This window comes from Pseudomonas sp. (genome assembly GCF_002796985.1).
GTDB lineage: Bacteria > Pseudomonadota > Gammaproteobacteria > Pseudomonadales > Pseudomonadaceae > Pseudomonas.
On sequence record NZ_PEKX01000002.1, the window covers coordinates 255,669 to 278,366 of the forward strand.

A 22,698-nucleotide genomic window follows, 5' to 3' on the forward strand; every position below is an offset into this window, starting at 1 on the left:
GGTCAGGCCGGACGGCGGCTGAGCAGCAGGCCCAGCCCGGCGCTGCCCAGCAGCGCGGCACAACCACGGTTGAACAGGCGCCGGGCGCGTGCGCCGGCGAGCAGCTTGCCGAGGCGGACCCCAGCGAGCCCGTAGAGGGCGATGGCCAGCCATTCCAGAAGCAGGAAGGCTGTGCCGAGTTGGGCGAACTGCGCGCCCACGGCCTGACGCGGATCGACGAACTGCGGCAGGAAAGCGGTGAAGATGAGGATTGCCTTGGGGTTGCCGGCGGCGACCCAGAACTCCTGGCGGGCCAGGCGCCACAGGCTGGTGGTGGCAACCGGGGTGCCATCCACAGACAGGTTCGCGGTCGGAGCGCGCCACAGCTGTACGGCAAGCCACAACAGGTAGCCGGCGCCCACCAGCTTGATCGCCAGGAACAACCAGGCCGAGGCCTGCAGCACCAGCGCCAGGCCGGAGGCGGCCAGGGTCAGCATGCCGGCGAAGGCGATCAACCGGCCGCCGCCCGCGAGCGTGGCGCGCAGCAGGCCGAAGCGTGCGGCGTTGTTCAGCGACAGCAGGTTGTTCGGTCCCGGCGCCAGGTTCAGGGCGAAGCAGGCGGGGAGGAACAGGGCCCAGGCGATGCTCATCGTGGCGGTGCTCAGGCCAGCGCGGCCGCGTAGGCGTCGGGCTTGAAGCCGACCAGGGTGCGACTCCCCAAGTCCAGCACCGGACGCTTGATCATCGACGGCTGCGCGACCATCAGTTCGATGGCCTTGGCCTGGTCGAGGTCGGCCTTCTGCGCGTCGTCCAGCTTGCGGAAGGTGGTGCCGGCACGGTTCAGGACGGTTTCCCAACCATGTTCGGCGCACCACTGGCGCAGGTGTTCGCGGTCGATGCCGCTACTCTTGTAGTCGTGGAAGGCGTAGTCGACGCCATGCTCGTCCAGCCACACACGGGCCTTCTTCATGGTGTCGCAAGCCTTGATTCCATACAGCGTCCGCTCACTCACGGGGCGCTCCTCCTTTTCGATGCATTTTTCAGGCGCGGGATTATGCCATTTCCCAGAGCCTTGCGGGACGCCGGCTGGAGGCTGGTCGATTGCAACAGTTTTTTGCCCAAGGCGGGGCTGATCCGGCCCCCGTTGCGGTGCTTCAATGGAGAGCTGTGCTGGGAGTTCGTCGATGCAAACCGTTTACACCGTGCTCATCCTGCTGCTGGTCGTGGGGGGAACCCGGCTCGCGGCGCAACTGATTCCGCTGCCCTTGCCACTGATCCAGATCGCTGCCGGCGCTGCACTGGCGTGGCCGAGCCTGGGGTTGCATGTGGGGCTGGACCCGGAACTGTTCATGTTCCTGTTCATCCCGCCGCTGCTGTTCGCCGATGGCTGGCGCATGCCCAAGGGCGAGTTCTGGAAAATGCGCTGGCCGATCCTCACTTTGGCCTTCGCCCTGGTGTTGTTCACCGTGGTCGGTGGCGGCGTGTTCATCCATGTGCTGATCCCGGAGATTCCCTGGGCGGCGGCCTTCGCCCTGGCGGCGGTGCTGTCGCCCACCGATGCGCTGGCGGTGTCGGCCATCGCCCAGAATCGACTGCCCAAGCGCCTGATGTACGTGTTGCAGGGCGAGGCGCTGATGAACGATGCGTCGGGCCTCGTCGCTTTCAAGTTCGCCATCGCGGCGGCCCTGACCGGCACCTTCTCGCTGATGGACGCCAGCCTGAACTTCCTGCTGGTGGCCATCGGCGGCCTGGCCAGTGGGGTGTTCCTCAGCTGGCTGCTGGGGCGCATCCGCGCCTGGATGATCCGCCGGGGTTGGGATGACCCGGCCACCCACGTGGTGCTGATGCTGCTGTTGCCCTTCGCCTGCTACATGATCGCTGAGGAACTGGGGGTTTCCGGCATCCTCGCGGCAGTGGCGGCGGGCATGATGCAGAGCTGGGTTGACCTGCTGCCCCGGCAGACCAACACCCGTCTGCTCAATCGCAGCGTGTGGTCGATGCTGGAATTCACCTTTAACGGCGTAGTGTTCCTGCTGCTGGGGCTGCAGCTGCCGGACATCGTCAAGTCCGTGGCGCACCATGCCGACGACGTGATGTGGCGCTCGTCGCTGCTGACCTTCTACGTGCTGGCGGTTTTCGCGGTGCTGCTGGCGCTGCGCTTCGGCTGGGTCTGGTGCTACTGGAAGATATCCGTGCGTTTCGAGCAGTGGTGGGGCATCGAGCTGGGCGGCAAGCCGGGCGAGCCCGTGCTGCGGCTGTCGGCGATCTCGGCGCTGAGCGGGGTACGCGGGGCGGTAACGCTGGCGGGTGTGCTCTCGGTGCCGCTGCTGCTGCTTGATGGGACGGCGTTCCCCCAGCGTGACCTGATCATTTTCATCGCCGCTGGGGTGATCCTGGTGTCGCTGCTCGCCGCCACGATTGGCCTGCCGATTCTGCTGCGCGGGCTGCCGGCGGCCAGTAACGATCAGCGCGAGCTGGAAGTGCAGGCGGTCTGGCGCAAGACCGCGGCCGCGGCGATCCACATGCTCGAAAGCGAGGGGTTGCCCGCCAGCGAGAGCGGTGACGCAGACGAGACGGCGCGTTTGGCTGAAATGAAGGCCAAGCTCATGGCCGAGTATCGCCACGAGCTGGATTCGGCGCCGGACAGCAAGGAGGCCCGGGAGCGCGCCCGCGCCCTGGAATTGGCCGATCAGGCGCTACGGATCAAGGCGCTGCGCGCGCAGCGGTTGGAGCTGTACCGGATGCGCCGCGAGCATGAGATCGATGACGAGACCATGCGCGAAGTGCTGGGAGAGCTGGATAACCAGGAAGCCTGGGTAACCAGCAAGGCGGGGCGCTGGGTGTAAACCGGCTTTGATTGCTTTCGTAGGAGCGAGCTTGCTCGCGAACCTGCTTGACTCCGGTGGTCCCGGGCGGCTCGGTTCGCGAGCAAGCTCGCTCCTACAGGGAGGCGTCAGGTTGTAGGGCGAATAACCTGGAACAGGTTATCCGCCGGAACCTGCGCGGCGGATAACGCTGGTGCGTTATGCGCCCTACGAAAGCAAGAGCTTAGAGGCTCTGCACGTAACGCTTGATCCGCTCGGCGGCTTCCACGCATTCCGCCAACGGAGCCACCAGCGCCATGCGTACGCGGTTGGCGCCGGGGTTGTCGCCGTTCACTTCGCGGGACAGGTAGGAGCCCGGCACCACGGTCACATGCTGCTGGTCGAACAGGCCGCGACAGAACTCGGTGTCGGCGACCGGGGTTTTCGCCCAGAGGTAGAAGCTGCCGTCCGGGCGCTGCACGTCCAGCACGCCGCCGAGGATGTCCAGCACGGCGTCGAACTTCTCGCGGTAGAGGTCGCGGTTGGCGCGCACGTGGTCCTCGTCCTTCCAGGCAGCGACGCTGGCCAGTTGGGTCTGAACCGGCATGGCGCAGCCGTGGTAGGTGCGGTACAGGAGGAATTTCTTCAGCACGTCGGCGTCGCCGGCAACGAAGCCCGAGCGCAGGCCCGGCAGGTTGGAGCGCTTGGACAGGCTGTGGAACACCACGCAACGCTTGAAGTCGCTGCGGCCCAGCTCGGCGCAGGCGGTCAGCAGGCCGGCTGGCGGGTTCTGCTCGTCGAAGTACAGCTCGCTGTAGCACTCGTCGGCGGCGATCACGAAGTCATGCTCGTCGGCCAGGGCGATCAGCTTCTTCAGTTCGGTCAGGGGAACCAGCGCGCCGGTGGGGTTGCCCGGTGAGCAGAGGAAAAGAATCTGGCAGCGCGCCCAGATGTCAGCCGGCACGGCATCGAAGTCCGGGTTGAAGCCGTTGTCTTCCAGGCAGGGCAGGTAGTGTGGCGCTGCGCCGGCGAGCAGGGCTGCGCCTTCGTAGATCTGATAGAAGGGGTTCGGGCTGATCACCAGGCCGTTGGCGTTGCGGTCAACCACGGTCTGGGTGAAGGCGAACAGCGCTTCACGGGTGCCATTCACCGGCAGCACGTGGCGCGCGGCGTCCAGCCAGCCAGCCGGCACCTTGAAGCGGCGTTCGCACCAGGCCGCGATGGCTTCGCGCAGGGCCGGGATGCCCAGGGTGGTCGGGTAGACGGCCAACTGGTCGAGGCTGTCGCTCAGCGCCTGGGCGACGAAGGCCGGCGAGCGGTGCTTGGGCTCGCCGATGGACAGCGCGATGGGCTTCAGCTCCGCCGGCGGCTGGGCGCCGGCCAGCAGGGCGCGGAGCTTCTCGAAGGGGTAGGGCTGGAGCGAGTCGAGGGCAGGGTTCATGGCAAGGCTCTTTCGTTCTGGTTCTGACTGAATAGCGGGCTAGATACTGATACGCACCGGCATGGTCTGCTGGCCGCCGTCGGAGAGGATGTCCACCAGGGCGGTTTGAATCCGCTTGCACAGCTCCGGGTCCGAGAGCGGCTGGTTGTGCGCATCGGTGACGAAGAACACGTCCTCCACGCGCTCGCCCAGGGTGGCGATCTTGGCGTTCTGTACCGACAGGTCGAAGTCCAGGAACAGCCCGCCGATACGCGCCAGCAGGCCGGGGCGGTCCGGTGCGATGACTTCCAGCACGCTGACCTGGCGGGCCGCGTCGGTGGAGATGGTCACCAGCGGGGCGAAGGCGAAGTGCTTGAGCTGGCGCGGTACGCGGCGCTGAATGATGGTCGGGTACTCGTCCGGGTCCTTCAGGGCGTTGACCAGTCCTTCGCGAATTTCAGCGACTCGGGCGGGATTGTTGCCGATCGAGCCGCCATCAGCATCGAGTACTATGTAGGTGTCGAGGGTGAAGAGGCTCGTGGAAGTGATGATCCGCGCGTCCTGAATGTTCAGATTGAGCTGGTCCATCGCGGCCACGGTCACGGCGAAGAAGTCGTGCTGGTCGCCGGCATAGATGAAGATTTGCGTACCGCCCTCGAATTCGCGCTGCGCGGTTTCCTTGATCAGCACCAGTGGGGTGCCGTCGTCCGGGTGCTGGAGGATGGCTTCGGTGTGCCAGGCCACGTCGGCAGCGGTATGGCGAAGGAAGTAGTCGTCGCCCAGCTGGCTCCAGAGCTGCTCGGCGTCGTCCTGGTCGATGCCGCCGCGCACCAGAATGTCGATGGCCGCGCTCTGGGTCTGGCGAATCTGCTCTTCGCGGTCGACCGGGTTCTCCAGGCCGCGGCGCAGCGCGCGCTTGGTCTCGGTGTAGAGCTGGCGCAGCAGGCTGGCGCGCCAGGAGTTCCACAGCGTCGGGTTGGTGGCGTTGATGTCGGCCACGGTGAGTACGTAGAGGTAGTCCAGGTAGGTCTGGTTGCCCATCAGCTGGGCGAAGTCGTAGATCACCTGCGGGTCGGACAGGTCCTTGCGCTGGGCCGTGGTGGACATGATCAGGTGGTTCTGCACCAGCCAGGAGACCAGGTTGGTGTCCCACGGCGGCAGCTGGTGACGCTGGCAGAAGTGCTCGGCGTCCACCGCGCCCAGTTCCGAGTGGTCGCCGCCACGGCCCTTGGCGATGTCGTGGTAGAGGCCGGCGATATAGATCAGCTCCGGCTTGGGCAGGCGCTCCATGATCTTGCTGGCCAGCGGGTACTTCTCCGCCATGTCGGGGCGGCGCAGTTTGCGCAGGTGCTTGATCAGGTTGAGGGTGTGCGCGTCGACCGTATAGATGTGGAACAGGTCGTGCTGCATCTGCCCGACGATCAGGCCGAACTCCGGCAGGTATCGGCCGAGGATGCCGTAGCGGTTCATCCGCCGCAGGTTGCGGTGGATGCCTTCCTGGCACTTGAACAGCTCGATGAACAGGCTGGTGTTGCGGATGTCGTGGCGGAAGTCGTCGTCGATCAGATGTCGGCTGTCGCGCAGCAGGCGGATGGTGTCGGCACGCACGCCCTTGATTTCCGGGTGCTGGGCCAGCAGCACGAAGATTTCCAGGAGGGCGAACGGCGTGCGCTTGAAGACGTTGGCGTGGGTGACTTCCAGGTAGCCGTCACGCAGTTGGAAGCGACTGTTGAGCGGCTGGATCTGGCCGTTCTCGCCGGCACGCAGGATCACCTCTTCGAAGTGCTGCATGATCAGGTCGTTCAGCTCGGAAACGGCCATCACTACGCGGTAGTACTTCTGCATGAAGCGCTCGACGGCCAGCTTGGCGTCATTGCCTTCGTAGCCGAGCAATCCGGCGATACGTCGCTGGTGGTCGAACAGTAGGCGGTCTTCGGCACGGCCGGCGAGCATGTGCAGGGCGTAGCGGACCTTCCAGAGGAACTCCTGGCTGGAGGCCAGCACCGCGCACTCGCTCTCCACCAGGAAGCCTTCGCGCACCAGGGCGTGCAGGTTGAGGCTGCCGAAGTGGCGGCGGGCAACCCAGAGCAGCGTCTGCACATCGCGCAGGCCGCCGGGCGAGCCCTTCACGTTGGGCTCCAGGTTGTACTCGGTGTCGTTGTATTTGGTGTGGCGGTGAATCTGTTCCTTGCGCTTGGCCAGGTAGAACTGGCCGCTGGGCCACATCTGCTTTGCGCTGGTGGCTGCGAGCATGCGCTGGCGCAGGCTGTCCGGGCCGGAGATGGTCCGGCATTCCATCAGGTTGGTGACCACGGTGAGGTCGGCGCGCGCCTCTTCGGCGCACTCGGCCACCGAGCGCACGCTCTGGCCGACTTCCAGGCCGATATCCCAGAGCAGGGTGAGGAAGCCTTCGATGGGCTCGCGGAAGCTTTCCTGATCCTCGCTGTCGAGCAGAACCAGCAGGTCGATGTCCGAGTGCGGGTGCAATTCACCGCGCCCATAGCCGCCCACGGCGACCAGTGCGATATCGGCGTCGTCGCCCCAGTCGAAGCGGTTCCAGGCCTGCTGCAGGATCTGGTCGACGACCCAGGCGCGGTCCTCGATCAGCCGGCGAATGTCGCGGCCGCCGTTGAAGCGGGCGTCGAGCACTTCGTTGGCCTGACGAATGGCCTTCTTGAAGGCAGCGATAGGGCTGGATTTGAGGGCCAGTTCCGCCTGGAACTGCCCACGGTCGAACAACTCGGGATCCACCTGCGGCATGGCGGCCTTCCTGATCAATGGCTTAGGGGAGGGCAGGGGCAAGAGGGCGGTCGGGCCTGGGCGCTTGGCGCCAGGCCCGGCAGCTGTGCCGGGCCGGGATTTCTATGTTCTACCCAGCCATCGGCGAGATTGCAAACCGCTTGTCAGGCGGAGGTGCGCGGGAAGCTTTCGTCGTTGCGCAGGGTCAGGATCTCGTAGCCGTCGGCGGTGACCAGCACGGTGTGCTCCCACTGCGCGGACAGCTTGCGGTCCTTGGTGATGGCAGTCCAGCCGTCGCCCAGCAGGCGGGTTTCCGGGCGGCCCTGGTTGATCATCGGCTCGATGGTGAAGATCATGCCTTCCTTGAGTTCCAGGCCGGTGCCGGCACGGCCGTAGTGCAGCACCTGGGGCTCCTCGTGGAAGACCTTGCCGATGCCGTGGCCGCAGTACTCGCGCACCACGGAGAAGCCGTTCTTCTCGGCGTACTTCTGGATCACTTCGCCAATGTCGCCCAGGCGAGCGCCCGGCTTGACCACGTCGATGCCCTTGTACATGCATTCCTGGGTGATCTGGCAGAGGCGATCCGCCCATTCCGGGGTCTTGCCGACCGAGAACATCTTGCTGGTGTCGCCGTGGTAGCCGTCCTTGATCACGGTGACATCGATATTGACGATGTCACCTTCCTTGAGCGGCTTCTCGTTGGGAATGCCATGGCAAACCACATGGTTGATCGAGGTGCAGATGGACTTGGGGAAGCCCTTGTAGTTCAGCGGCGCCGGAATGGCCTTCTGCACGTTGACGATATAGTCGTGGCAGATGCGGTCCAGTTCGTCGGTGGTGACGCCGGGCTTGACGTGTTCGCCGATCATTTCCAGCACTTCGGCGGCCAGGCGGCCGGCGACGCGCATTTTCTCGATGTCTTCGGGCGTCTTGAGGGTGACGGTCATGCGAATTCTCTTGAGGCGCTGCGAACGCGCGGGTAATGAGAGGAATACGCAAGTCTATCAGATTCGCGCCCTGCCTTTTAAGCGCGGAGCAGGGCGGTGGATGCCTGTGCGGGTTTCGTTGCGGTCAAGGTTGTGGTATAAAGCGCCCCGCTCTGAAGGCTACGGCCATTTCGGGGCACTAACCCACACATGCATCGACACGATGGCCTGGGTGCCTTTCGACACAGTCGGAGGGTTGGCCGTTGGGATGCATGGAGGCCTAACCCGACTTATCGAGGAACTATCATGTCCCAAGTCAATATGCGCGATATGCTGAAGGCCGGTGTGCACTTCGGCCACCAGACCCGTTACTGGAACCCGAAAATGGGCAAGTTCATTTTCGGCGCGCGTAACAAGATCCACATCATCAACCTCGAAAAAACCCTGCCGATGTTCAACGAGGCCCTGACCTTCGTTGAGCGCCTGGCCCAGGGCAAGAACAAGATCCTGTTCGTCGGCACCAAGCGTTCCGCCGGCAAGATCGTTCGCGAAGAAGCTGCCCGTTGCGGCATGCCGTACGTCGACCACCGTTGGCTGGGCGGCATGCTCACCAACTACAAGACCATCCGTCAGTCGATCAAGCGTCTGCGCGAGCTGGAAGTTCAGTCCCAGGACGGTACTTTCGCCAAGCTGACCAAGAAAGAAGCTCTGATGCGCTCCCGTGATCTGGAAAAACTGGATCGCAGCCTGGGTGGTATCAAGGACATGGGCGGCCTGCCGGACGCTCTGTTCGTCGTCGACGTTGACCACGAGCGCATTGCTATCACCGAAGCCAACAAGCTGGGCATCCCGGTCATCGGCATCGTCGATACCAACAGCAGCCCGGACGGCGTTGACTATGTTATCCCGGGTAACGACGACGCCATCCGCGCCGTTCAGCTGTACCTGGGCTCGATGGCTGAAGCTGTCCTGCGCGGCAAGAATGCCGGCGGCGTGACGGCTGACGAGTTCGTCGAAGAAGCACCGGCCGAATCCGCCGAAGGCTGATTCCAGGACGTCCAGACGTCCTACGGTGAGCAGGAAGGGGGCTAGGCCCCCTTTTTGCCACCCCGAGAATTCCGCCCGGGTATCCGGGCGATCTGGTTTTGAGAGCAACTCAAGAGGATTTCGAAATGGCAGAAATTACTGCAGCACTGGTCAAGGAACTGCGTGAGCGTACCGGCCAGGGCATGATGGAGTGCAAGAAGGCACTGGTCGCCGCTGAAGGCGATATCGAGAAGGCCATCGACGATATGCGCGCTTCGGGCGCCATCAAGGCTGCCAAGAAGGCTGGCAACATCGCCGCCGAAGGCGCCATCGCCGCCAAAGTGGCTGACGATGCCAAATCCGCCACCATCATCGAAGTCAACTCGCAGACCGACTTCCTGGCCCTGCAGGACGACTTCAAGAACTTCGTCGCTGCCAGCCTGGACAAGGCTGTTGCGCAGAAGCTGACCGACGCTGCTCCGCTGATCGCAGAGCAGGAACCGGCCCGTGAAGCCCTGGTTGCCAAGTGCGGCGAGAACGTCAACATCCGTCGCCTGGCTCGTACCGAAGGTGACGTGGTTGGCGCCTACCTGCACGGCCACCGCATCGGCGTTCTGGTTACCCTGAAGGGTGGCAATCCTGAACTGGCTCGCGACATCGCCATGCACGTCGCTGCCAGCAACCCGCAGTTCCTCGATCCGTCGCAGGTTTCCGAAGAAGCCGTTGCCAAAGAGAAGGAAATCTTCCTCGCTCTGAACGCCGACAAGATCGCTGGCAAGCCGGAAAACATCGTCGAGAACATGGTCAAGGGCCGTATCTCGAAGTTCCTGGCCGAAGCCAGCCTGGTCGAGCAAGCCTTCGTCAAGGATCCGGAAGTCAAGGTTGGTGATCTGGCCAAGAAAGCCGGCGCCGAAATCGTCTCCTTCGTTCGTTTCGAAGTAGGCGAAGGCATCGAGAAAGTCGAAGCTGACTTCGCTGCCGAGGTTGCTGCTCAAGTAGCCGCTTCCAAGCAGTAATAGACAGTCTCACGACTGTCGCCCCGCAAGAGGCTGCCCGCTAACGCGCGCGGCCTCTTTGCCAAACTGGGGAAACCAAAAGGGGCGGTTTCCACGGCGCAGGCCCGCAAGGCGGGTTTAAAGGCGCCGTAAGGCTGGCTGGTCCAAGCTTTCCGCCAAGCGCCCACAAGGCGCACAGCATTCAATCGCCGCAGGAGAAAAAGGTCATGGCTCAGCAGCTGAGCGCTCGTCAACCTCGCTATAAACGCATTCTTCTAAAACTGAGCGGCGAAGCCCTGATGGGCTCCGAGGAGTTCGGCATCGATCCCAAGGTGCTGGACCGCATGGCGCTGGAGATCGGCCAGCTCGTCGGTATCGGCGTGCAGGTCGGCCTGGTGATCGGTGGTGGCAACCTGTTCCGTGGTGCGGCGCTGTCCGCGGCCGGCATGGATCGCGTCACCGGCGACCACATGGGCATGCTCGCCACCGTGATGAACGGCCTGGCCATGCGTGACGCCCTGGAGCGCTCCAACATCACCGCCATCGTCATGTCCGCCATTTCCATGGTCGGCGTGACCGATCACTACGACCGCCGCAAGGCCATGCGCCACCTGAAGAGTGGCGAAGTGGTGATCTTCTCCGCCGGTACCGGCAACCCGTTCTTCACCACCGATTCCGCCGCCTGCCTGCGCGCCATCGAAATAGATGCTGACGTAGTACTCAAGGCGACCAAGGTGGACGGCGTGTACACTGCCGACCCGTTCAAGGACCCGAATGCCGAGAAATTCGAGCGTCTGACGTACGATGAAGTGCTCGATCGCAAGCTGGGTGTGATGGACCTCACCGCCATCTGCCTGTGCCGGGACCAGAAAATGCCGCTGCGGGTGTTCAACATGAACAAGCCCGGCGCGCTGCTGAATATTGTTGTAGGTGGTGCCGAAGGCACCCTGATCGAGGAGGATTGAGATGATCAACGAGATCAAGAAGGACGCGCAGGAGCGTATGGGCAAAACCCTGGAAGCCCTGGGGCATGCCTTTGCCAAGATTCGTACCGGCCGTGCGCACCCGAGCATCCTGGATAGCGTGATGGTGTCCTACTACGGCTCCGATACGCCGCTGCGCCAGGTCGCCAACGTCACCGTGGAAGACTCCCGTACTTTGGCTCTGAGCGTCTTCGACAAGAGCATGATCCAGGCGGTCGAGAAAGCCATCATGACCTCCGACCTGGGCCTGAATCCGGCGACTGCCGGTACCACCATCCGCGTACCGATGCCGGCCCTGACCGAAGAAACCCGCAAGGGCTTCACCAAGCAGGCTCGCGCCGAAGCCGAGCAGGCCCGCGTTTCCGTGCGCAACATCCGTCGCGATGCCCTGGCTCAACTGAAGGATCTGCAGAAAGAGAAGGAAATCAGCGAGGACGACGAGCGTCGCGCTGGTGATGACGTGCAGAAGATCACCGACAAGTTCGTCGCCGAGATCGAAAAAGCCCTCGAGGGCAAAGAAGCGGACCTGATGGCTGTCTGACAGCCGGGCTCTCGTCATGGAAAAGACCAAGCAGGTGACGCCCGTGCCCAGGCACGTGGCGGTCATCATGGACGGCAACAACCGCTGGGCGAAGAAGCGCCTGATGCCTGGCGTTGCCGGGCATAAGGCCGGCGTGGATGCCGTCCGCGCGGTGATCAAGACCTGTGCCGAAGCCGGTGTCGAAGTGCTGACGCTGTTCGCCTTCTCCAGCGAGAACTGGCAGCGCCCGGCCGACGAGGTCGGTGCGCTGATGGAGCTGTTCCTCATGGCCTTGCGCCGCGAGGTGCGCAAGCTCAGCGCCAATGGCATTCGCTTGCGCATCATCGGCGACCGCAGCCGCTTCGCCCCTGAATTGCAGGCGGCGATGCGTGAGGCGGAGGCACTGACCGCCAATGGCAAGAGCATGCTGCTACAGGTGGCAGCCAATTACGGCGGCCAGTGGGACATTACCCAGGCGGCGCAGCGTCTTGCCCGTGAGGTGCAGGCTGGGCACCTGGCAGCAGAAGAAATCACCCCGGAGCTGATCCAGGGTTGTCTCTCCACTGGCGACCAGCCGCTGCCCGATCTGTGCATCCGCACCGGCGGCGAGCACCGCATCAGCAACTTTCTTCTGTGGCAGCTGGCGTATGCCGAGCTGTATTTCTCCGATCTCTACTGGCCCGACTTCAAGCACGAAGCCATGCAGGCTGCGTTGCTGGATTTCGCCTCTCGTCAGCGCCGTTTCGGCAAGACCGGCGAGCAGGTCGAGGCCGAGGCGCCCCCGTCATGTTGAAACAACGAATCATCACGGCGCTGATCCTGTTGCCGATCGCGCTGGGTGGTTTCTTCCTGCTCGATGGTGCGGCGTTCTCGCTGTTCATCGGGCTTGTGGTCAGCCTCGGTGCCTGGGAGTGGGCGCGTCTGGCGGGCTACAACGATCAGTCCGCCCGTGTCGGCTACGCTGCCGTGGTCGCCGCGCTGATGTTGGTATTGGCCTGGCTGCCGCAGCTGGCGGGTGCCGTGCTGGTTCTGGCGCTGCTCTGGTGGGCCTTGGCGATTGTCATGGTGCTGACCTATCCCGATAGCGCTTCGAGCTGGGGTGGTCGCTGGCGGCGCCTGCTGATCGGACTGCTGATCCTGCTACCGGCCTGGCAGGGGCTGGTGCTACTCAAGCAGTGGCCACTGGCCAACTGGCTGATCGTGGCTGTCATGGTGCTGGTCTGGGCTGCCGACATCGGCGCCTATTTCTCCGGCAAGGCATTCGGCAAGCGCAAATTGGCTCCGCGTGTCAGTCCGGGCAAGAGCTGGGAAGGCTTCTTCGGTGGCATGGCTTTGTGCCTGGCAATCACCGTCGCCGTCTCCATCTATCGCGACTGGACGGTCCGCGAACTGCTGCTGGCGCTGCCATGCACGGCCATCGTGGTGGCACTGTCGGTCATTGGTGACCTGACCGAAAGCATGTTCAAGCGTCAGTCGGGCCTCAAGGACAGCAGCAACCTGCTGCCGGGCCATGGTGGTGTGCTGGATCGCATCGACAGCCTGACCGCAGCGATTCCGGTGTTCACCGCGCTGCTCTGGGCTGTGGGCTGGGGTGCGCCGTGATTCATCCGCAGTGGATTACCGTGCTGGGGGCGACCGGTTCGATTGGTCTCAGCACCCTTGATGTCATCGGTCGTCACCCGGATCGTTATCGTGTTTTTGCTCTGAGTGGCTATTCTCGCCTCGCTGAGCTGGAGGCGCTGAGTCAGCGTCACCGTCCGCGCTTCGTGGTGGTGCCGGAGATCGAGCAGGCGCGGGTTCTGCAGGATCGCCTGAATGGCGCCGGTCTTGAGGTCCGTGTGCTGGTCGGTGAGGCTGGCCTTTGTGAGGTTTCCGCACATCCTGAAGTGGATGCGGTGATGGCCGCGATTGTTGGTGCCGCCGGTCTAAAGCCCACACTGGCTGCCGTCGAGGCAGGAAAGCGGGTGCTGTTGGCTAACAAGGAGGCGCTGGTGATGTCCGGCGCGCTGTTCATGGATGCCGTGCGCGCCAGTGGCGCCGTACTGCTACCCATCGACAGTGAGCACAACGCGATCTTCCAGTGCATGCCGGCGGACTATGCCCGTGGGTTGGGGGCGGTTGGTGTTCGGCGCATCCTGCTGACCGCCTCGGGCGGCCCGTTCCGTGAGACTCCGCTGGAGCAACTGGCCGAGGTTTCTCCCGAGCAGGCCTGTGCGCACCCTAACTGGTCGATGGGGCGGAAGATTTCCGTCGATTCGGCCAGCATGATGAACAAGGGCCTGGAGTTGATCGAGGCCTGCTGGTTGTTCGACGCACCGCCGTCGAAGGTGGAGGTAGTGATCCATCCACAGAGCGTGATCCACTCTCTGGTGGACTACGTGGATGGGTCGGTTCTGGCGCAGTTGGGCAATCCGGACATGCGCACCCCTATCGCCCATGCTTTGGCGTGGCCCCAGCGCATCGATTCCGGCGTTTCACCGCTGGATCTGTTTGCCATCGGTCGCCTGGACTTCAGTGCGCCCGACGAGCAGCGCTTCCCCTGTCTGCGCCTGGCGCGTCAGGCCGCGGAGGCAGGGGGCAGTGTGCCGGCGATGCTCAACGCAGCAAACGAAGTGGCGGTCGCGGCATTCCTCGATCGACGCATTCGCTTCACGGATATCCCGGTTATCATCGACGAAGTGCTGAACCGCGAGACGCGCACGCCAGTCGAATCGCTCGAGGCGGTGCTGGCGGCCGACCAGTGCGCACGCGTCGCCGCGCAGGCGTGGTTGCAGGAGCGCGGGCGTTGAGCCCGAGGAGGTAGCGATGAGCGCCCTTTATATGGTGGTGGGACTGATTGTCGCCCTTGGCGTACTGGTCACTTTCCACGAATTCGGACACTTCTGGGTCGCCCGCCGCTGCGGGGTGAAGGTTCTGCGCTTCTCCGTGGGCTTCGGTACCCCGCTGGTGCGCTGGCATGACCGTCAGGGCACCGAGTTTGTCGTGGCCGCCATCCCTCTCGGCGGTTACGTGAAGATGCTGGATGAGCGGGAGGGGGATGTCCCCGCCGAGTTGCTCGACCGTGCATTCAATCGCAAGAGTGTATTCCAGCGCATCGCCATCGTGGCGGCTGGCCCGATTGCCAACTTCCTGCTGGCTATCCTGTTCTTCTGGGTCCTGGCCATGCTGGGCAGCCAGCAGATCAAGCCGATCATCGGCTCTGTGGTGGCGAACAGCCCGGCAGCCATAGCGGGTCTGGCGTCTGGCCAGGAGGTCGTGGCCGTCGATGGCGAAGCCGTCGATGGCTGGAGTGGCGTCAACCTGCAGTTGGTACGTCGCCTTGGTGAGACTGGCGAGTTGAGTGTCGCGGTGCTGGAGCAGGGCTCCAGCGTTCCAGCGGTGCACCAGGTGCGCATCAGTTCCTGGCTGAAGAACGAGGACAATCCCGACCCTATCGGTGGCCTGGGCATCCAGCCCTGGCGACCCGCCGTTGCGCCAGTGATTGCCGAGCTGGACGAAATAGGTCCGGCCAAGGCAGCTGGCCTGCAGATTGGTGACCTGATCGTCACTCTGGATGGTCAGGCGGTCACGGATTGGCAGAATGTCGTCGAGCGGGTTCGAGCCAAGCCTGAAGCCAAGGTCGCTCTGGGCATCGAGCGCGCCGGCCGGCACGAGGAGCTGGTCCTGACCCTGGCGGCGAAGGGGGAGGGCAAGGCCCGCACCGGCTACCTGGGCGCGGGTGTCGCCGGTGGTCAATGGCCCGCGGACATGCTTCGCGAAGTGAGCTATGGACCGGTGGCCGCAGTGGGGCAAGCGCTCTCCCGAACCTGGTCCATGAGCCTGCTAACTCTGGATTCTCTAAAGAAAATGGTGCTCGGGCAGCTCTCGGTAAAAAACTTGAGCGGGCCGATAACCATTGCTAAAGTGGCGGGCGCTTCAGCCCAGTCCGGCGTAGGGGATTTTCTGCATTTCCTCGCCTATCTGAGCATCAGCTTGGGGGTTCTCAACCTGTTGCCGATTCCCGTCCTCGACGGCGGGCATCTGCTGTTCTACATGGTCGAGTGGGTGCGAGGTCGCCCATTGTCGGAGCGGGTCCAGGCTTGGGGGATGCAAATTGGCATCAGCCTGGTAGTCGGGGTCATGTTGTTGGCCCTGGTCAACGATCTGAGTCGACTGTAACCGCCCATTGGATTTCGGATCTGCCGCCACTTGCGGCAGATTCTCTATTTGTCAGTTGGAATAAAAGGACTCCATGAAACGCTTTCTGCTTCCCGCGGCCCTTTCCGCGCTGATGATCGCCCAGGTTCACGCCGAGTCCTTCACTGTTTCCGATATCCGGGTCAACGGTCTGCAGCGCGTGTCTGCCGGTAGCGTGTTCGCGGCCCTGCCGCTGAACGTCGGCGAGCAGATCGACGATCGCCGCTTGATCGAAGCGACCCGCTCGCTGTTCAAGACCGGCTTCTTCCAGGACATCCAGCTCAGCCGTGATGGCAATGTGCTGATCGTCAACGTGGTCGAGCGTCCGTCCATCTCCAGCATCGAGATCGAGGGCAACAAGGCCATCACCACCGAAGACCTGATGAAGGGTCTGAAGCAGTCGGGCCTGTCCGAAGGCGAAATCTTCCAGCGCGCGACCCTCGAGGGCGTTCGCAACGAACTGCAACGCCAGTATGTGGCCCAGGGCCGCTACTCCGCCGAGATCGAAACCGAGGTGGTGCCGCAGCCGCGCAACCGCGTCGCGCTGAAGATCAACATCAACGAAGGCACTGTGGCGGCCATCGCCCATGTCAACGTGGTGGGCAACACCGTCTTCTCCGAAGAAGACCTGACCGACCTGTTCGAACTGAAGACCACCAACTGGTTGTCCTTCTTCAAGAACGACGACAAGTACTCCCGCGAGAAACTCTCCGGTGACTTGGAGCGTCTGCGTTCCTACTACCTGGACCGCGGCTACATCCACATGGATATCGCCTCCACCCAGGTGTCCATCACCCCGGACAAGAAACACGTCTACATCACCGTCAACGTCAACGAAGGCGAGAAGTACACCGTCAGCGACGTGAAGCTCTCCGGCGACCTGAAGGTGCCGGAAGACGAAGTGAAGAAGCTCCTGCTGGTGAAGAAGGGCCAGGTGTTCTCCCGCAAGGTGATGACCACCACCTCCGACCTGATCACCCGCCGCCTGGGTAACGAGGGTTACACCTTCGCCAACGTCAACGGCGTTCCCGAGCCGAACGACGAGAACAAGACCGTATCGATCACCTACGTGGTCGATCCGGGCAAGCGAGCGTACGTCAACCGCATCAACTTCCGTGGCAACACCAAGACCGAGGACGAAGTACTCCGTCGCGAGATGCGCCAGATGGAAGGTGGCTGGGCGTCGACTTACCTGATCGACCAGTCCAAACAGCGCCTCGAGCGCCTGGGCTACTTCAAGGAAGTCAACGTCGAAACCCCGGCCGTTCCGGGCACCGATGACCAGGTCGACGTCAACTACAGCGTGGAAGAGCAGCCGTCCGGCTCGATCACCGCGAGCGTGGGCTTCGCCCAGAGCGCCGGTCTGATCCTCGGTGGCTCGATCAGCCAGAACAACTTCCTGGGTACCGGTAACAAGGTCAGCATCGGCCTGACCAAGTCCGACTACCAGACCCGCTACAACTTCGGCTTCGTCGACCCCTACTGGACTGTTGACGGCGTGAGCCTGGGTTACAACGCCTTCTACCGCAAGACCGACTACGACGAGCTCGACGTCGACGTCTCCAGCTACTCGGTGAACAGTCTGGGTGCTGGCGTCAGCATCGGCTACCCGATCAGCGAGACCTCGCGCCTGACCTACGGCCTGACCGTGCAGCGCGACGATATCGACACTGGCGCGTACACCGTTGACGAGATCTTCGACTTCATCGAGAAGGAAGGCGACAGCTTCACCAACTTCAAGGCGTCCATCGGCTGGTCCGAATCGACCCTGAACAAGGGCGTGCTGGCCAACCGAGGTCACTCGCAGAGCCTGGTGCTGGAATCCACCATTCCGGGTAGCGACCTGTCGTTCTACAAGCTCGATTACCGTGGCCAGATCTTCGCGCCGCTCACCGAAAACTACACCATGCGCTTCCATACCGAACTCGGTTACGGCGGCGCCTACGGCGACACCGATCGTCTGCCGTTCTACGAGAACTACTACGCCGGTGGCTTCAACTCGGTGCGTGGCTTCAAGGACAGCACCCTGGGTCCGCGTAGTACTCCGAGCAAGGCGCGCAGTAATGGTGACGGTCCTGATGCCGACGGTCGCTACACCGACCCGGACCAGGATCCGCAAGCCTTCGGCGGTAACATCCTGATCACCGGTGGTGCCGAGTTGCTGTTCCCGTTGCCCTTCGTGAAGGACCAGCGCCAACTGCGTACGGTGCTGTTCTATGACATCGGTAACGTGTTCGACACCGATTGCCCGATCTCCACCACCCAGGGCTGCGATGGCGTCAAGTTCCAGGATATGGCCATGTCCGCGGGTGTCGGCCTGACCTGGATCACCGCCCTCGGCCCGCTGAGCTTCAGCCTGGCGACTCCGATCAAGAAGCCGGATAACGCCGAAACCCAGATCTTCCAGTTCTCGCTGGGACAGACCTTCTAACTTTGGCCGTATCGTTGTAATGACAACCATGCTTTGTGCAGGAGTGCATCGTGCGTAAGTTGACCCAGTTCGTCCTGATTACCGCAGCCCTGGCGGCGAGCCCCGCGTTCGCCGACATGAAGATCGCGGTGCTCAACTATCAGATGGCACTCCTCGAGTCCGATTCGGCCAAGCAGTACGCCGTGGATGCCGAGAAGAAGTTCGGCCCTCAGCTGAACAAGCTCAAGGCCCTGGAAAGCGATGCCAAGTCCCTGCAGGACAAGCTGGTCAATGGCGGTAGCAAGATGTCCAACGCCGAGCGTGAAAAGGCCGAGGGCGACTTCAAGCAGAAGGCCCGTGACTTCCAGTTCCAGTCCAAGGAGCTGAACGAAGCCAAGGCCGTCGCTGACCGCGACATGCTGAAGAAGCTCAAACCGAAGCTGGATCAGGCTGTCGAGGAAACCATCAAGAAAGGTGGTTATGATCTCGTGGTCGAGCGTGGTGCCGTGGTGGACGTGAAGCCGCAGTACGACATCACCCGCCAGGTCATCGAGCGCATGAACCAACTGCGCTGATGATGACCGAGCAGTCCTTTACCCTCGCCGAACTGGCCGCGCAGCTCGATGCCGAGTTGCGCGGAGATCCCGTACAGGTGATTCACGGCCTGGCTACCCTGCAGGATGCCGAGCCCGGTCAGCTTACCTTCCTGGCGAATCCGCAGTACCGCAAATTCCTCGCTGACAGCCGGGCAGGTGCCGTCCTGCTGACTACGGCCGATGCCGAGGGGTACACCGGCAACGCCCTGATCGTGGCGAATCCCTATCTGGCTTACGCCGGCCTTTCCCACCAGTTCGACCGCAAGCCCAAGGCGCCGGTCGGTATTCATCCCACCGCGGTGGTCGATGAAGGTGCGCAAGTCGACGCGACGGCCAGTATCGGTCCTTATGCCGTGATCGCAGCGGGTGCTCAGGTCGGAGCAGGCGTTACCGTGGGAGCCCACTGCTTTGTCGGCGCGCGCAGCGTGATCGGCGAGGGTGGTTGGCTTGCACCCCGTGTGACGCTCTACCACGACGTCCGTATCGGTAAGCGCGTGGTGATCCAGTCAGGTGCCGTGCTGGGAGGCGAGGGCTTCGGTTTCGCCAACCATAAGGGTATCTGGCAGAAGATCGCGCAAATTGGCGGCGTAACCCTGGGTGATGACGTCGAGATCGGCGCCAATACCACCATCGACCGTGGCGCACTGTCCGATACTCTCGTGGGTAATGGCGTGAAGCTGGACAACCAGATCATGATCGCCCACAACGTGCAGATCGGCGATCACACCGCCATGGCCGGTTGCTGCGGGATTTCTGGCAGCGCCAAGATCGGCAAGCACTGCATGCTCGCCGGTGGTGTGGGCCTGGTGGGCCACATCGAGATTTGCGACAACGTCTTCGTCACCGGGATGACCATGGTGACCCGTTCGATCACTGAACCGGGTTCCTACTCGTCCGGTACCGCCATGCAGCCCGCGGCTGAATGGAAGAAGAGCGCCGCGCGCATTCGTCAGCTGGATGACATGGCACGTCGTCTGCAGCAGCTGGAAAAGCGCGTGGCCGCCGTGACCCCAAGCGGAGACGCTCCATCAGATGCGTGATCCACGCATTTATGGCGTTTCCCTTTTCTGAACAGGCTTCCCTGAACATGATGGACATCAACGAGATTCGCGAATACCTGCCTCATCGCTACCCCTTCCTGCTGGTGGATCGGGTGGTCGAGCTGGACATCGAAGGCAAGCGCATTCGCGCCTACAAGAATGTCAGCATCAACGAGCCGTTCTTCAATGGCCACTTCCCGCAGCATCCGATCATGCCGGGCGTGCTGATCATCGAAGCCATGGCCCAGGCGGCCGGTATCCTCGGCTTCAAGATGCTCGACGTGAAGCCGGCCGACGGCACCCTGTATTACTTCGTCGGTTCCGACAAACTGCGCTTCCGCCAGCCGGTGCTGCCGGGCGATCAACTGCAGCTCAATGCCCAGTTCCTCAGCGTCAAGCGCGGCATCTGGAAGTTCGATTGCCATGCGACCGTCGATGACAAGCCGGTATGCTCGGCCGAAATCATCTGTGCGGAACGCAAACTATGAGTTTGATCGATCCTCGCGCCATCATCGACCCGCGCGCAAAGCTGGCTGACGACGTAGAAGTGGGCCCCTGGTCCATGGTCGGGCCGGATGTGGAGATCGGCGAAGGCACGGTGATCGGTCCGCACGTGGTGGTCAAAGGCCCCACGAAGATCGGTAAGCACAATCGGATTTTCCAGTTCTCCAGTGTTGGTGAGGACACTCCCGACCTGAAGTACAAGGGCGAACCGACTCGCCTGGTGATCGGCGACCACAACGTGATCCGCGAGGGTGTGACTATCCATCGTGGCACCATTCAGGATCGCTCGGAAACCACCATTGGCGACCACAACCTGCTCATGGCCTATGTGCACATCGGCCATGACAGTGTGATCGGCAATCATTGCATCCTGGTGAACAACACCGCGCTGGCGGGCCATGTTCACGTAGATGACTGGGCGATTCTTTCCGGCTACACGCTGGTGCATCAGTTCTGCCGTATTGGCGCCCACGCGTTCTCCGGCATGGGGACCACCATCGGTAAGGACGTCCCGGCCTACGTGACGGTCTTCGGCAACCCCGCCGAGGCCCGCAGCATGAACTTCGAGGGCCTGCGCCGTCGTGGTTTCAGCGCTGAGTCGATCCAGGCGCTGCGCCGGGCCTACAAGGTGGTCTACCGCCAAGGGTTGACAGTGGATGAGGCACTGGCCGAACTGGCCGATGCTTCCGAGCAGTTCCCGGAGGTCGCGGTGTTCCGTGACTCCATCCAGAGCTCCACCCGCGGCATCACCCGCTGACTATGCAACCGACCGCACGCAAGCTGCGCGTCGCCCTGGTCGCGGGCGAGGCGTCCGGCGATATCCTCGGCTCCGGCCTCATGCAGGCGCTCAAGCAGCGCCACCCTGACATCGAGTTCATCGGTGTCGGCGGTCCGCGCATGCAGGCCGAAGGGCTGCCATCGCATTTCCCGATGGAGCGTCTGGCCGTCATGGGCCTGGTCGAGGTGCTTGGCCGCCTGCGCGAACTGCTGCGTCGGCGCAAGGACCTGATGAAGATGCTGATCGCGGCCAAGCCGGACGTGTTCATCGGCATCGATGCGCCGGACTTCAACCTGACTCTCGAATTGAAGCTGCGCCGCGCGGGCATCCGCACGGTGCACTACGTCAGCCCCTCCGTCTGGGCCTGGCGGCAGAAGCGCGTGCTGAAGATCAAGCAAGCCTGCGACCTGATGCTTGCGCTGTTCCCCTTCGAGGCGCGCTTCTACGAAGAGCACGCGGTGCCGGTGCGCTTCGTCGGTCATCCGTTGGCCAACACCATTCCGCTGGAAGCCGACCGTGCCGGTGCGCGCGAGCGCCTTGGTTTGCCGCAGGATGCCAGTGTCGTTGCACTCCTGCCCGGCAGCCGGGGAGGGGAGGTCGGCAAGCTCGGCGCACTGTTCCTCGATACCGCCCAACGCCTGCTTCAGGATCGCCCCGGCTTGCGTTTCGTACTGCCGTGCGCGAGCCCGGAGCGTCGTGTGCAGGTCGAAGAAATGCTCGCCGGCCGCGATCTGCCGGTGCTACTGCTCGACGGTGCTTCCCACGAGGCCCTGGCCGCTTGCGATGCCGTGCTGATCGCCTCCGGTACCGCCACGCTGGAAGCGCTGCTGTACAAGCGGCCGATGGTCGTCGCCTACAAGGTGGCGCCGATGACCTATCGCATCCTCAGGCACCTGGTGAAGAGCCCGTATATCTCGCTGCCGAACCTGCTGGCTGGCCGCCTGCTGGTGCCGGAACTGATCCAGGATGCGGCGACGCCCGAGTCGCTGGCCGCAACCTTGTTGCCGCTGCTGGACGATGGCAGCGTGCAAACCCAATCCTTCGACGCCATCCACCGTGCTCTGCGCCAGGATGCGTCCGCGCAGGCCGCCGACGCGGTGCTCGCCCTGGTGGAGAAACGCTGATGCAGATGGGCCTGGATTTCACCCTGGTGGAAGAGCTGGTCGCGGGCGTCGATGAAGTGGGTCGCGGCCCGCTTTGCGGCCCGGTGGTCACCGCCGCAGTGATCCTTGATCCGGCGCGGCCGATCAAGGGACTCAACGACTCGAAGAAGCTCAGCGAAGCGCGCCGTGAGGCGCTGTTCGAGGAGATCCGCGAGAAGGCCCTGGCTTGGTGCATCGCGCGTGCCGACGTACACGAGATCGACCAGTTGAACATCCTTCATGCCACCATGCTGGCCATGCAGCGTGCGGTGGAGGGCCTCAGCGTCACGCCGAAACTCGCGCTGATCGACGGCAATCGCTGCCCGAAACTGCAGGTTCCGTCCGCACCGGTGGTGCAAGGCGATGCCAAGGTTCCGGCCATTGCCGCCGCGTCGATCCTGGCCAAGGTCAGCCGCGACCGGGAGATGCAGGAAATGGAAGCGCTGTATCCCGGTTATGGCATTGGTGGGCACAAGGGGTACCCGACTCCGGTACATCTCGAAGCACTCAAACGCCTGGGCCCGACGCCCATTCACCGGCGTTCCTTCGGTCCGGTGCGCGCCCTCCTGGAAAGTACCGGCGGCATTCTGTAACACCCTGTTATTGCTCTGGAATTCTTCTCGGTCAGCGGCCCGTCGGTGACCTGAATCCGCCGGCACG

At 63.2% G+C, this 22,698-nt stretch carries 21 protein-coding genes; 16 read left to right on the forward strand and 5 right to left on the reverse strand.

The window, feature by feature from the left end; genetic code table 11:
* Positions 1 to 2: 2 nt before the first annotated feature.
* Positions 3 to 629, reverse strand: coding sequence for a LysE family translocator (locus CTR55_RS01580; RefSeq protein WP_296283797.1), 627 nt, complete (start codon positions 627 to 629; stop codon positions 3 to 5).
* 11 nt (positions 630 to 640) lie between these two features.
* Entirely contained in the window at positions 641 to 991 is a 351-nt protein-coding gene (locus CTR55_RS01585; protein ID WP_296283798.1) for an ArsC family reductase, read from the reverse strand.
* 172 nt (positions 992 to 1,163) lie between these two features.
* Between CTR55_RS01585 and CTR55_RS01590 the strand changes: the two genes are divergently transcribed.
* Complete coding sequence (locus CTR55_RS01590) at positions 1,164 to 2,825, forward strand: Na+/H+ antiporter (protein WP_296283799.1); 1,662 nt, start codon at positions 1,164 to 1,166, stop codon at positions 2,823 to 2,825.
* A gap of 202 nt (positions 2,826 to 3,027) precedes the next feature.
* Here the strand turns inward: CTR55_RS01590 and dapC are convergent, their stop codons facing one another.
* The 3 genes from dapC to map all read right to left on the reverse strand — a co-directional run bounded on the left by dapC (position 3,028) and on the right by map (position 7,889).
* The gene (gene dapC / locus CTR55_RS01595; protein WP_296283800.1) at positions 3,028 to 4,224 is read right to left on the reverse strand and encodes a succinyldiaminopimelate transaminase; all 1,197 of its coding nucleotides are present in this window, start codon (positions 4,222 to 4,224) and stop codon (positions 3,028 to 3,030) included.
* A gap of 39 nt (positions 4,225 to 4,263) precedes the next feature.
* Entirely contained in the window at positions 4,264 to 6,963 is a 2,700-nt protein-coding gene (locus CTR55_RS01600) for a [protein-PII] uridylyltransferase (RefSeq protein ID WP_296283801.1), read from the reverse strand.
* 143 nt (positions 6,964 to 7,106) lie between these two features.
* Complete coding sequence (map, locus tag CTR55_RS01605) at positions 7,107 to 7,889, reverse strand: type I methionyl aminopeptidase (protein WP_296283802.1); 783 nt, start codon at positions 7,887 to 7,889, stop codon at positions 7,107 to 7,109.
* Positions 7,890 to 8,174: 285 nt separating this feature from the next.
* On the opposite strand from map, the gene rpsB reads away from it, so the two are divergent.
* The 15 genes from rpsB (at position 8,175) to rnhB (ending at position 22,631) form a co-directional block, all read left to right on the forward strand.
* Positions 8,175 to 8,915, forward strand: a complete 741-nt coding sequence (gene rpsB / locus CTR55_RS01610; RefSeq protein WP_296283803.1) for a 30S ribosomal protein S2 — start codon at positions 8,175 to 8,177, stop codon at positions 8,913 to 8,915.
* A gap of 125 nt (positions 8,916 to 9,040) precedes the next feature.
* Positions 9,041 to 9,910 carry a translation elongation factor Ts gene (gene tsf / locus CTR55_RS01615; protein WP_296283804.1) on the forward strand — a complete coding sequence of 290 codons (870 nt, stop codon included), beginning with the start codon at positions 9,041 to 9,043 and terminating at the stop codon, positions 9,908 to 9,910.
* Between the two features lie 206 nt (positions 9,911 to 10,116).
* Entirely contained in the window at positions 10,117 to 10,854 is a 738-nt protein-coding gene (gene pyrH, locus CTR55_RS01620) for a UMP kinase (RefSeq protein ID WP_017521181.1), read from the forward strand.
* A 1-nt stretch (position 10,855) separates the two neighbouring features.
* Entirely contained in the window at positions 10,856 to 11,413 is a 558-nt protein-coding gene (gene frr, locus CTR55_RS01625; RefSeq protein ID WP_296283805.1) for a ribosome recycling factor, read from the forward strand.
* Between the two features lie 16 nt (positions 11,414 to 11,429).
* Entirely contained in the window at positions 11,430 to 12,185 is a 756-nt protein-coding gene (uppS, locus tag CTR55_RS01630; protein ID WP_296283806.1) for a polyprenyl diphosphate synthase, read from the forward strand.
* Positions 12,179 to 12,994: a phosphatidate cytidylyltransferase gene (locus CTR55_RS01635; RefSeq protein WP_296283807.1), complete on the forward strand. Its 816-nt coding sequence runs from the start codon at positions 12,179 to 12,181 to the stop codon at positions 12,992 to 12,994. The genes uppS and CTR55_RS01635 overlap by 7 nt, the downstream gene beginning before the upstream one ends.
* Entirely contained in the window at positions 12,991 to 14,181 is a 1,191-nt protein-coding gene (ispC, locus tag CTR55_RS01640; protein WP_296283808.1) for a 1-deoxy-D-xylulose-5-phosphate reductoisomerase, read from the forward strand. Before CTR55_RS01635 ends, ispC begins: the two co-directional genes overlap by 4 nt.
* 16 nt (positions 14,182 to 14,197) lie before the next feature.
* Positions 14,198 to 15,550, forward strand: coding sequence for an RIP metalloprotease RseP (rseP, locus tag CTR55_RS01645; protein WP_296283809.1), 1,353 nt, complete (start codon positions 14,198 to 14,200; stop codon positions 15,548 to 15,550).
* Positions 15,551 to 15,623: 73 nt separating this feature from the next.
* Entirely contained in the window at positions 15,624 to 17,999 is a 2,376-nt protein-coding gene (gene bamA / locus CTR55_RS01650) for an outer membrane protein assembly factor BamA (RefSeq protein WP_296283810.1), read from the forward strand.
* 50 nt (positions 18,000 to 18,049) lie between these two features.
* A complete protein-coding gene (locus CTR55_RS01655) occupies positions 18,050 to 18,553 on the forward strand; it encodes an OmpH family outer membrane protein (protein ID WP_296283811.1) in 504 nt (167 codons plus the stop codon).
* Positions 18,553 to 19,614, forward strand: coding sequence for a UDP-3-O-(3-hydroxymyristoyl)glucosamine N-acyltransferase (gene lpxD, locus CTR55_RS01660; RefSeq protein ID WP_296283812.1), 1,062 nt, complete (start codon positions 18,553 to 18,555; stop codon positions 19,612 to 19,614). The genes CTR55_RS01655 and lpxD overlap by 1 nt, the downstream gene beginning before the upstream one ends.
* A 47-nt stretch (positions 19,615 to 19,661) precedes the next feature.
* The gene (gene fabZ / locus CTR55_RS01665) at positions 19,662 to 20,102 is read left to right on the forward strand and encodes a 3-hydroxyacyl-ACP dehydratase FabZ (RefSeq protein ID WP_081517895.1); all 441 of its coding nucleotides are present in this window, start codon (positions 19,662 to 19,664) and stop codon (positions 20,100 to 20,102) included.
* On the forward strand, positions 20,099 to 20,875 hold the full coding sequence (gene lpxA / locus CTR55_RS01670; RefSeq protein WP_296283813.1) for an acyl-ACP--UDP-N-acetylglucosamine O-acyltransferase: 777 nt from the start codon (positions 20,099 to 20,101) through the stop codon (positions 20,873 to 20,875). The genes fabZ and lpxA overlap by 4 nt, the downstream gene beginning before the upstream one ends.
* Before the next feature lie 2 nt (positions 20,876 to 20,877).
* The gene (gene lpxB, locus CTR55_RS01675; RefSeq protein ID WP_296283814.1) at positions 20,878 to 22,020 is read left to right on the forward strand and encodes a lipid-A-disaccharide synthase; all 1,143 of its coding nucleotides are present in this window, start codon (positions 20,878 to 20,880) and stop codon (positions 22,018 to 22,020) included.
* Positions 22,020 to 22,631 (forward strand): ribonuclease HII, encoded by a 612-nt coding sequence (rnhB, locus tag CTR55_RS01680; protein ID WP_296283815.1) that lies wholly within the window; start codon positions 22,020 to 22,022, stop codon positions 22,629 to 22,631. The genes lpxB and rnhB overlap by 1 nt, the downstream gene beginning before the upstream one ends.
* Positions 22,632 to 22,698 lie beyond the last annotated feature (67 nt).